Raw genomic sequence first — 9,265 nt, 5'->3', positions numbered from 1 at the left:
GCCGCCGGCCATCCGACCCATCGCGCCGCCGTCGGCCACCTGACCCACCGCGCCGCCGCTGGGAGACAGGGTCAGCACCACATCCACAATGGACTCCACCACCTCATGCCGCACCCGCTCCGGCCGTAGCTGGCGGATCTCCAGCGTCAGGCCCGGGTGGGTGTGCCGCAGGCGAGCCAGCGTCCGGTGCAAGTCCGCCAGCAAGCCCGGGCACACGCCGAGCCGGACCCGGCCCGTCACCGGGGATACCGCCGCCCGGGCTCGCTCGGCCGCCTCGAGAGCCGCGCGGGCGGCCGGGACGAACGCCTCGCCCGCCGGGGTCAGGACCACCCGGTGCGTCGTGCGGTGGAACAGTGGTGTGCCCAGGTCGCGCTCCAGTGCGCGGACCACCGTGGACACCGTCGACTGAACCGTCCGCAGGCGCTGCGCGGCCGCCGTGAAGCCGCCCTCCTCGGCGACCGCCACCGCCACCGCCAGCTGGCGCAGCTCCATCACCGGGCGAGGACCTCGCGGGCCAGCGCCGCCGTCTCGCCCGGTGTGCGCCCGACGCGGATTCCCGCGGCTTCCCAGGCTTCCTTCTTCGCCGCCGCCGTTCCCGCCGATCCCGACACGATCGCGCCCGCGTGGCCCATCGTCTTGCCTTCCGGGGCCGTGAAGCCCGCCACGTACCCGACGACCGGCTTCGACACGCCGGCGCGCACGAACTCCGCGGCCCGCTCCTCGGCGTCGCCGCCGATCTCGCCGATCAGCACGATCAGGTCGGTCTCCGGGTCCTCTTCGAACGCCTCGACCGCGTCGATGTGCGTGGTCCCGATGATCGGGTCGCCGCCGATGCCCACGCAGGTCGAGAACCCGATGTCCCGCAGCTCGTGCATCAGCTGGTACGTCAGCGTGCCGGACTTCGACACGAGGCCGATCCGCCCCGGTCCGGTGATGTCGGCCGGGATGATCCCGGCGTTCGAGCGGCCGGGGGAGATGATGCCCGGGCAGTTCGGGCCGATGATCCGGGTCCGCCCGCCGGCCGCGACGGCGTGCGCCCACAGCCGCGCGCTGTCGTGCACCGGGACGCCTTCGGTGATCACCACCGCGAGCCCGATCCCGGCGTCCACCGCTTCGACCACGGCGTCGGCGACGAAGGGCGGCGGCACGAACAGCACGCAGACGTCCGCGCCGGTCGCCGCCATCGAGTCCGCGACACTGCCGAACACGGGCAGTGAACGACCGGGAAACTCCACCTGCTGCCCGGCCTTGCGCGGGTTGACGCCGCCGACGACGTTCGACCCGGCGGCCAGCATCCGCCGAGTGTGCTTCGCGCCTTCGGAGCCGGTGATGCCCGAAACGACGATCCGGCTGTTCTCGTCCAGGAAGATGGCCACGGCTCAGACCTCCGCGATCGCGAGCTTCGCCGCCTCGCGGGCGGCATCGTCCATGGTGGCCACCACGGTGACCAGGGGATGGGCCGCTTCGGCGAGGATCCGCCTGCCTTCGTCGACGTTGTTCCCGTCGAGCCGGACCACGAGGGGCTTGGTGGCGCGCGCACCGAGGACCTCCAGCGACCGCACGATCCCGGTCGCGACGGCGTCGCACGCGGTGATGCCGCCGAAGACGTTGACGAACACGCTGCGCACCCCGGGGTCGCCGAGGATCACGGTCAGCCCGTCGACCATCACCTGCGCCGACGCCCCGCCGCCGATGTCGAGGAAGTTCGCCGGCCCCCGCGCGCCCGCCTCGGCCGCGGCCGCCGCCACGACGTCCAAAGTGGACATCACCAGCCCGGCGCCGTTGCCGATCACGCCGATGTCGCCGTCGAGCTTGACGTAGTTGAGGCCTTTCGAACGCGCCTCGCGCTCCAGCGGATCACCGTCCGAAGTGGTGTCGAACGACGAAGACCGGCGGAACGACGCGTTGTCGTCCAAGGTGATTTTCCCGTCCAGCGCAACGATCCCGGTGGCCGTGAGAGCCAGGGGATTCACCTCGACGAGCGTGCAGTCCTCGGCGACGAACACCTCCCACAGCTTCTCGACGATCCCGGCGACTTCGGCACGGACATCGGCGGGGAACGCGGCCGCGACGGCCGTCGCGTCGACGCCGGCCAGCGGATCCACCGGCACCCGCGCCAAGGCGTCCGGCCGGGTCGCCGCGACTTCTTCGATGTCCATCCCGCCTTCGGCCGACGCCATGGCGAGGAACGTCCGCCCGGCCCGGTCGAGCAGGAAGGACAGGTAGTACTCGCCGGCGATTGCGCTCGCTTCGGTCACCAGGACGCGGTGCACGGTGTGGCCCTTGATGTCCATGCCGAGGATGTCGTCGGCGGCCTGCTCGGCGTCGTCGGCGGTGTGCACCACGCGGACACCGCCCGCCTTGCCGCGCCCGCCGGTCTTCACCTGGGCCTTGACCACCACCGGCCCGCCGAGGGCGACCGCGGCGGACCGAGCCGCGGCCGGATCGGCGGCGACCCGGCCGCGGGGGACCGGCACGCCGTGCTTTTCGAAGAGATCGCGGGCTTCGTGTTCGAAGAGGTCCATGCGGGAGCGTCCTTTCCGCGGCGGGGCGGGGCGGGGCGGGGCGGGGCGGGGCGGGGCGAAGGGCGTGGAGTGGTGGTCCGCGGGGGCCGGTTCCGAGTCCGGAAAAACCCTGCGGATGGCCCTGGACACGGGCTGCCTGAGGAGTGACTATATGCCTACCCCATACGGTATGCAATCTACAGTCTGCCGCGAAGGGGTCGCTGACCTCGGAGAAAAGGCCACACACCGCCGGACAAGAGAGATCCGGCGGCGGACCAGAGGAGTTGAGCCATGGCGCTGACCACGACCGGCACGACCGCGGGGGAGAGTGCCGCAGCGACGAACGGCGCCGAGCCCGCGCCCACCGGGATATCCGGCGGCCACCTGGTGGCCAAGGCGCTGAAGGCCGAAGGGGTCGACACGATCTTCACCCTGTGCGGCGGCCACATCATCGACATCTACGACGGCTGCGTCGACGAAGGCATCGAGGTCATCGACGTCCGCCACGAACAGGTCGCGGCGCACGCGGCCGACGGCTACGCGCGGATCACCGGCAAGCCCGGCTGCGCGGTGGTTACCGCCGGGCCGGGCACCACCGACGCCGTCACCGGGGTCGCGAACGCGCTGCGCGCCGAAAGCCCGATGCTGCTGATCGGCGGCCAGGGCGCGCTGACCCAGCACAAGATGGGGTCCCTGCAGGACCTCCCGCACGTGGACATGATGACGCCGATCACCAAGTTCGCCGCCACCGTGCCGCACACCGCCCGCGTGGCCGACCTCGTGAGCATGGCCTTCCGCGAGGCCTACGCCGGCGCGCCCGGACCGTCCTTCCTGGAAATCCCGCGTGACGTCCTCGACGCGCGCGTACCCCTGGAGAACGCCCGCATCCCCGAAGCCGGCCGCTACCGGGCGTCGACGAAGAACGCGGGCGACCCCGCGGACATCGAGAAGCTCGCCGACCTGCTGGTGCACGCCAGGAAGCCGGCCATCCTGCTCGGCAGCCAGGTCTGGACCACCCGGGCGACCGGCCCGGCGACCGAGCTCGTCCGGACGCTGAACATCCCGGCGTACATGAACGGCGCCGGCCGCGGCACACTGCCGCCGGGCGACCCGCACCACTTCCAGCTCTCGCGCCGCTACGCCTTCGACAACGCCGACGTCATCGTCATCGTCGGCACGCCGTTCGACTTCCGGATGGGCTACGGCAAGCGGTTGTCGAAGGACGCCGCCGTCGTCCAGATCGACCTCGACTACCGCACGGTCGGCAAGAACCGCGACATCGACCTCGGCATCGTCGGCGACGCCGGCCAGGTCCTCGCCGCCGTCGCCCAGGCCGCGTCCGGCCGCACCGGCAACGGCGCCGTCAGCCGCAAGGCCTGGCTCGAAGAACTCCAAGCCGTGGAGGAAAAGGCGAAGCGGAAGCGGCTGCCGCTGCAGCACTCCGACGTGCGCCCGATCCACCCGTACCGGCTGGTCCACGAGATCAACGAGTTCCTCACCGAGGACTCGATCTACATCGGCGACGGCGGGGACATCGTCACCTTCTCCGGCCAGGTCGTGCAGCCCAAGTCGCCCGGCCACTGGATGGACCCCGGTCCACTCGGGACACTCGGCGTCGGCATCCCGTTCGTCCTGGCCGCGAAGCACGCGCGCCCGGACAAGGAAGTCGTGGCGCTCTTCGGCGACGGCGCCTTCAGCCTCACCGGCTGGGACTTCGAGACGCTCGTGCGGTTCGACCTGCCGTTCGTCGGGATCGTCGGCAACAACTCCTCGATGAACCAGATCCGCTACGGCCAGGCCGCGAAGTACGGCCTGCCGCGCGAGCGCGTCGGCAACACCCTCGGCGACGTCCGCTACGACGAGTTCGCGCGGATGCTCGGCGGGTACGGCGAGGAGGTCCGCGACCCGGCCGACATCGGGCCGGCGCTGCTGCGGGCGCGGGAATCCGGCAAGCCGTCGCTGATCAACGTCTGGGTCGATCCCGACGTGTACGCCCCCGGAACCATGAACCAGACCATGTACAAGTGAGCGGAGGCCAAGGCATGGGTAAGGCACTGGAGGGCGTCCGCGTCCTCGACATGACGCACGTGCAGTCCGGTCCGTCGTCGACGCAGCTGCTCGCCTGGCTCGGCGCGGACGTGATCAAGCTGGAGACCCCCGGCCGCGGCGACATCACCCGCGGGCAGCTGCGTGACCTGCCGGGCGTCGACAGCCTCTACTTCACGATGCTGAACGCCAACAAGCGCAGCATCACGATCAACATGAAGAGCGCCGAGGGCAAGGAAATCTTCGAGAAGCTCGTGTCCGGGGTGGACGTCCTGGTGGAGAACTTCGGCCCGGGCGTGGTCGACCGGTTCGGCTACCCGTGGGAGAAGCTGGCCGCGCTCAACCCCCGGCTGGTCTACGCCTCGATCAAGGGGTTCGGCCCCGGCCGCTACGCCGACTTCAAGGCCTACGAAGTGGTCGCGCAGGCCATGGGCGGCGCGATGAGCACCACCGGTTTCGAGGACGGGCCGCCGACCGCGACCGGTGCGCAGATCGGCGACTCCGGCACCGGCATCCACCTGGTGGCCGCCATCCTCGCCGCGCTGTACCAGCGGACCTCCACCGGCCGCGGCCAGCGCGTCCAGGTCGCCATGCAGGACGCCGTGCTCAACCTGTGCCGGGTCAAGCTGCGCGACCAGCAGCGGCTGGCCCACGGTCCGCTGGGGGAGTACCCGAACGACCAGTTCGGCGACGCGGTCCCGCGCTCGGGCAACGCCTCCGGTGGCGGCCAGCCCGGCTGGGCGGTCAAGTGCGCGCCCGGCGGGCCGAACGACTACATCTACGTGATCGTCCAGCCGCCCGGCTGGGCGCCGCTCGCCCGGCTGATCGGCAAAGCCGAGCTGGCCGAGGACCCGGCGTGGGCCACGCCCGAGGTCCGGCTGTCCAAGCTGGACAAGATGTTCGCGCTGGTCGAGGAGTGGACCGAACAGCACACGAAGTGGGAGGTGATGGAAGAGCTCAACGCCTGCAACATCCCGTGCGGCCCGATCCTGTCCACGAAGGAACTGATCGAGGACGAGACCCTCGCCGAGCTCGGCTCGGTCGTCGAGGTCCCGCACCCCGAGCGCGGCACCTTCAAGACCGTCGGCTGCCCGCTCAAGCTGTCCGACTCGCCGGTGGAGATCGAACGGTCGCCACTGCTCGGCGAGCACAACGACGAAGTGCTGGGCGAACTCGGCTACGGCGAGGCGGAGCTCGAGAAGCTCCGCGCGGCGGGGGTGATCTGAGGTGGCGGATCGCGCGGCGGTCGAAAAGATCCTGGCCCGGGCGGCGGCCGAAGGCCGATCGTCGCTGACCGCGCCCGAGGGACGGGCGGTGTGCGCGGCCTACGGGATCCCGACCCCGGCCGAGCGGCTGGCCACGACGGCCGAAGAGGCCGTGGCCCACGCCGGGGACATCGGGCTGCCGGTGGTGCTCAAGATCGTCTCGCCGGACATCCTGCACAAGACCGAGGCCGGCGGCGTGCTCGTCGGCCTGCGGGACGCCGACGCGGTGCAGGCGGGCTTCACGAAGATCGTCGAAAACGCGAAGGCGTACGACGCCGGCGCGCGGATCCTCGGCGTCCAGGTGCAGCAGATGCTCACCGGCGGCCAGGAGGTGATCATCGGCTCGGTCACCGACCCGACGTTCGGCAAGATCGTCGCGTTCGGCCTGGGCGGCATCCTGGTCGAGGTGCTCAAGGACATCACGTTCCGGCTCGCGCCGACGAGCACGGATGAAGCGTTGTCGATGATCGACGGTATCCAGGCCGCCGAAATCCTGCGCGGAGTCCGCGGTTCGGATCCGGTCGACCGGGACGCGCTGGCGGCGGTGATCACCGGGCTCGGGCAGCTGGTGGCCGACTTCCCGCAACTGTCCGAAGTGGACCTCAACCCGGTGCTCGCCACGGCGAACGGGGCCACCGCGGTCGACGTCCGGATCCTGGTCGACCCGGAGGCGGCGAAGGAGCCGGTCCGGTTCACCCAGGAGGAGATCCTCGCCTCCATGAACCGGATCATGAAACCGGCGTCGGTCGCGGTGATCGGCGCGTCGGCCGAAGCCGGGAAGATCGGCAACTCGGTGATGAAGAACCTGGTCGACGGCGGCTACGCCGGGGAGATCCACCCGATCAACCCCAAGGCCACCGAGATCCTCGACCGCAAGGCCTACGCGAGCATCACCGACGTCCCCGGCGACGTCGACGTCGCCGTCTTCGCCATCCCGGCGAAGTTCGTCCCCGCGGCGCTGGAAGAGGTCGGCCGGAAGGGCGTGGCCGGCGCGATCCTCATCCCGTCCGGCTTCGGCGAAACCGGCAACGTCGCACTGCAGGACGAGGTCGTCGCGATCGCCCGCAAGCACGGCGGGCGCATCCTCGGGCCGAACATCTACGGCTACTACTACACGCCGGAAAACCTGTCGGCGACATTTTGCACACCGTACGACGTCAAGGGCGGCGTCGCCCTCTCGTCGCAGAGCGGCGGCATCGGGATGGCGATCCTCGGCTTCAGCCGGTCGGCGAAGATGGGTGTCTCCTCGATCGTCGGCGTCGGCAACAAGGCCGACATCGACGAAGACGACCTGCTCACCTTCTTCGAGCAGGACGACCACACCGAGCTCGTCGCCATGCACCTCGAGGACCTCAAGGACGGCCGGGCGTTCGCGGAGACGGCGAAGCGGGTTTCGCGGCGCAAGCCGGTCGTGGTGCTCAAGGCCGGCCGGACGTCCCAGGGCGCGCGGGCGGCCAGCTCGCACACCGGCGCGCTGGCCGGCGACGACAAGGTCTACGACGACATCCTGCGCCAGAGCGGCGTGATCCGGGCACCCGGGCTGAACGACATGCTCGAATACGCCCGCGGCATCCCGCTGCTGCCCACGCCGCGGGGCGAGAACGTCGTCATCATCACCGGCGCCGGCGGCTCGGGCGTGCTGCTCTCGGACGCCTGCGTCGACAACGGGCTGAAGCTGATGGAGATCCCGCAGGACCTCGACACGGCGTTCCGGAAGTTCATCCCGCCGTTCGGCGCGGCGGGCAACCCCATCGACATCACCGGTGGCGAGCCGCCTTCGACCTACCGCAACACGATCGCGCTGGGCCTGGAGGACGATCGCATCCACGCCCTGGTCCTGGGCTACTGGCACACGATCGTCACCCCGCCGATGGTGTTCGCCGAACTGGTGTCGGAGGTGGTCGCCGAGTACCGCGCGAAGGGGATCCACAAGCCTGTTGTCGCGTCCCTGTCCGGTGACGTCGAAGTCGAGGAGGCGAGCGACTACCTGTACGACCGCGGCGTCGTCGCGTACCCGTACACGACCGAGAAGCCCGTGGCGGTGCTCGGCGCGAAGTACCGCTGGGCGCGGGCCGCGGGCCTGCTCTGAACCTGAGTCAACGGCGACGAAGGAGAACTCTCATGACCGCAGCCACGTACCAGGAGATCACTGACGAAAACGGAAGAGTTTACCGGGTAGGCGAATCCCCGCACGACATCATGGGGCGCTCGCGCAGCTGGATGGTCTGGCTGCCGTGGGTCGCCATGATGGCGGTCAGCGTGTTCGAGTACGGCTGGGGCGCCGTCGAGGGCACGCTGGAAGAGAAGTACGGCTGGACGCTGTCGGACGCGTTCTGGCTGGCCAGCATCTGGGCGGTGTTCCAGGCCGGCGTCGCCTTCCCGGCGGGCCGGCTCAGAGAGCGCAATGTCGTCTCGGCGAAGACGGCGATGCTGGCCGGTGCCGTGTGCAGCGGCATCGGCTACTTCACCATCGCGCACAGCGGGAACCTCACGCTGGCGTTCATCGGGTACTCGGTCCTCGGCGGCACCGGCGCCGGGCTCGTGTACGCGACCTGCATCAACATGGTCGGCAAGTGGTACCCGGAGAAGCGCGGCGCGCGCACCGGCTTCGTGAACGGCGGCTTCGCCTACGGCTCGGTGCCGTTCATCTACCTGTTCAGCGCGTTCCTCGGGCACGAGAACGTCACCGGGGTGCTCGACGGCATCGGCTTGTACATGCTGATCGTCGTCGGGGTGTGCGGTTTCCTGTTCAAGGACCCGCCGAAGAGCTGGTGGCCGGCGGAGGTCGACCCGCTCACCTGGGCCAAGGGCAAGCTCGGCGTGCAGACCCTGGCCAAGAACCCGCCCGCGGTCCGCCAGTTCACGCCGATGGAGGCGATCCGGACCGGCATGCTCCCGCTGATGTGGGTGTGCCTGGTGATCATCGGCGGGGTTTCGCTGTTCGGCATCAACTTCCAGGTGCCGTTCGCCAAGGAAAGCCACTTCGGCGCGTTCGTCGCGGCTTCGTCGGCCGGCGTGCTGGCGATCGTCAACGGCACCGGCCGGGCGATCGTCGGCTGGGCGTCGGACAAGCTCGGCCGGCGGCAGACGCTGACGATCGTGCTCCTGATCGCCGGCGGCGCGCAGTTCGGCGTGCTGTACGCGGGGAACACGCACAACCTGCCGCTGTTCATGGTGTTCGCGTTCCTGACCGGGTTCGGCGGCGGTGCCTTCTACCCGCTGTTCGCCGCGCTCGTGCCGGACTACTTCGGCGAGAACAACAACGCGTCGAACTACGGCCTGGTCTACAGCGCGAAGCTGGTCGGCGGCGTCGGCGGCGGCGGGCTCGCGGCGGGGGTGATCAGCGCGTGGGGCTACACCGGCGCGTACGTCATGGCCGGGTGCATCGCGGTGCTTTCGGCGGTGCTGACGCTCTTCTTGCGCCAGCCGGGCCGGTCGCGCCACCAGCTC

At 70.3% G+C, this 9,265-nt stretch carries 7 protein-coding genes; 4 read left to right on the top strand and 3 right to left on the bottom strand.

Annotated features, from left to right (window positions below; genetic code table 11):
• The 3 genes from ACFVYA_RS48450 to sucC all read right to left on the bottom strand — a co-directional run.
• Nucleotides 1-492, bottom strand: a 492-nt coding sequence (locus tag ACFVYA_RS48450; protein WP_387055247.1) for a LysR family transcriptional regulator, incomplete at its 3' end; no start/stop codon positions are given.
• On the bottom strand, nt 492-1,376 hold the full coding sequence (sucD, locus tag ACFVYA_RS48445; RefSeq protein ID WP_387055245.1) for a succinate--CoA ligase subunit alpha: 885 nt from the start codon (nt 1,374-1,376) through the stop codon (nt 492-494). The genes sucD and ACFVYA_RS48450, both read right to left, overlap by 1 nt.
• Nucleotides 1,377-1,379: 3 nt before the next feature.
• The gene (sucC, locus tag ACFVYA_RS48440) at nt 1,380-2,525 is read right to left on the bottom strand and encodes an ADP-forming succinate--CoA ligase subunit beta (RefSeq protein WP_387055243.1); all 1,146 of its coding nucleotides are present in this window, start codon (nt 2,523-2,525) and stop codon (nt 1,380-1,382) included.
• Nucleotides 2,526-2,795: 270 nt separating this feature from the next.
• On the opposite strand from sucC, the gene ACFVYA_RS48435 reads away from it, so the two are divergent.
• The 4 genes from ACFVYA_RS48435 to ACFVYA_RS48420 form a co-directional block, all read left to right on the top strand.
• Nucleotides 2,796-4,532: a thiamine pyrophosphate-binding protein gene (locus ACFVYA_RS48435; protein WP_387055241.1), complete on the top strand. Its 1,737-nt coding sequence runs from the start codon at nt 2,796-2,798 to the stop codon at nt 4,530-4,532.
• 14 nt (nt 4,533-4,546) lie between these two features.
• Nucleotides 4,547-5,776: a formyl-CoA transferase gene (gene frc / locus ACFVYA_RS48430; RefSeq protein WP_387055239.1), complete on the top strand. Its 1,230-nt coding sequence runs from the start codon at nt 4,547-4,549 to the stop codon at nt 5,774-5,776.
• A gap of 1 nt (nt 5,777) precedes the next feature.
• A complete protein-coding gene (locus tag ACFVYA_RS48425) occupies nt 5,778-7,904 on the top strand; it encodes an acetate--CoA ligase family protein (protein ID WP_387055237.1) in 2,127 nt (708 codons plus the stop codon).
• Nucleotides 7,905-7,936: 32 nt separating this feature from the next.
• Nucleotides 7,937-9,265 (top strand): OFA family MFS transporter (locus tag ACFVYA_RS48420; protein ID WP_387055235.1); only part of this gene is annotated, 1,329 nt, incomplete at its 3' end.

The organism is Amycolatopsis sp. NPDC058278 (assembly GCF_042881395.1).
Taxonomy (GTDB): domain Bacteria; phylum Actinomycetota; class Actinomycetes; order Mycobacteriales; family Pseudonocardiaceae; genus Amycolatopsis.
Note: the sequence above shows the minus strand (reverse complement) of the source record. Positions and strands in the feature narration are given on the sequence as shown.

Coding starts and splice junctions, on each gene's coding strand:
- sucC (WP_387055243.1), bottom strand. CDS start 2,525: ATGGACCTCTTCGAACACGAAGCCCGCGATCTCTTCGAAAAGCACGGC.
- ACFVYA_RS48435 (WP_387055241.1), top strand. CDS start 2,796: ATGGCGCTGACCACGACCGGCACGACCGCGGGGGAGAGTGCCGCAGCG.
- frc (WP_387055239.1), top strand. CDS start 4,547: ATGGGTAAGGCACTGGAGGGCGTCCGCGTCCTCGACATGACGCACGTG.